The 708-nt window shown below is 71.5% G+C and carries 1 protein-coding gene; it reads right to left on the reverse strand.

The window, feature by feature from the left end; translation table 11 throughout:
• The coding region (locus tag AC1DYI_RS37590) for a PAS domain-containing protein (RefSeq protein WP_477209140.1) at window positions 1-708 on the reverse strand (708 nt) is incomplete at both ends.

Here is a 708-nt window from a genome sequence, read left to right on the forward strand (position 1 = left end):
CAGTTCACGAAAAGAGTAGACGCGGCCGATCGGCCGGCCCCGGCTCCACTGCGGCTGGATGTGGCGTTCGAGCTGTGCGCCGTCGAGCAGGTGCACGATGTCGACGGCCGACAGCAGCGCATGCGCCTCGATCTCGGCCAGCCGCGCCTGGTAGGCGGCGGGAGCTACGGTCTGGCCGCTCATCCAGCGGTGGATCGCTTCGTCGTCACGTTCGACCAGCGCCGATTCGGGCAGCGCCCACAGCGTCGCAAAGCGGCGGTTGAAGGCCTGGATGCGGCCGTGCAGGTCGGTCACCAGGATGCCGTCGGCGGTGGCTTCGAGCGTCGCGCGCAGCTCGGCCAGCAACGAGTCGCGTTCGCGCTCGGCGCGGTACTCGCCGCTGCGGTCGTGCAACAGCACCAGGTAACCGCTGACACCGGCGCGGCCGGCGCTCAGACCGGCGACGGGCCGTTCCCGAGCCGGTCCGTCCCCCTCGGGAGGCCTGGCGCGAAGCGACAGGTCTGGGGGCCTCGAGATACTGCCGATCGGCACGACACGGCGGTGCACGCAGGCGGTGCGGCCGTCGGGGCGGGCGAGCTCGGTTTCGCTGTCCAGCGCACCGGGCGCGCCGCCGAGCACGTCGGACCAGAAGGCCACGTCTTCGAGCGTCGGCAGCAAGGTGTCGGCGCGCCGGCCGACCATCGACGCCTGTTCGAGACCGAACCATTC

Source organism: Ideonella sp. P3_A4 (assembly GCF_056403075.1).